This is a genomic window from Escherichia sp. AM3 (assembly GCF_032029835.1).
Lineage (GTDB): Bacteria > Pseudomonadota > Gammaproteobacteria > Enterobacterales > Enterobacteriaceae > Escherichia > Escherichia coli.
Genome location: NZ_JAVUPQ010000538.1, coordinates 1 through 506, shown reverse-complemented (window position 1 = coordinate 506; position 506 = coordinate 1). Strand labels below are relative to the sequence as shown.

Sequence of the window (506 nt, the reverse complement as noted above, 5' to 3'; positions counted from 1 at the left end):
CCCTGAACGCAACAAAGTAAAATGCCTTATCTCCTCCGTCTAAGTCCACCTCAATCACGGCATAGCTACCATACCCGGCATGAATAACGTTGCTTTCTGGCAGCGCCAAAATAGTTCTTTTTAAGTGTGTGCGCGCTAAGTTATAACGGTGCTGGCAGAAGGGACGAGATTCTTTAGGCGCGTGGTACATTAACGATTGTTTTTCTTCGTTCGTCTGATGTTCATAATCTTTTGTGAAGCAGTGAAGAGAGTAGGTAACCCAAAAGCGATACTCTAAAGGCTCTTTGCCCTCATGATGCTGAACGTAGACAGCCTGATGAGCATCAAGAAATGATAAATCACGAATATCACCATCCGGATGTCCAAAAGGTCGCCACTTTTCCACTTCCTGTTTCATTCTCGTTCCTTAAGAAAGTTACACAGGAATAGTATCGAATCCTTGCCGAGTTTGACTCAATTAGTTCAGTCAGTTTCAGGATATTAGTCATCTCTACATTGATTATGAG

General features: G+C 42.9%; 1 protein-coding gene. It reads right to left on the bottom strand.

Annotated features, from left to right (window positions below; all coding sequences use genetic code 11):
• Window positions 1-397 (bottom strand): stationary phase growth adaptation protein (locus RTW80_RS27100; RefSeq protein WP_312721183.1); only part of this gene is annotated, 397 nt, incomplete at its 3' end.
• Window positions 398-506 lie beyond the last annotated feature (109 nt).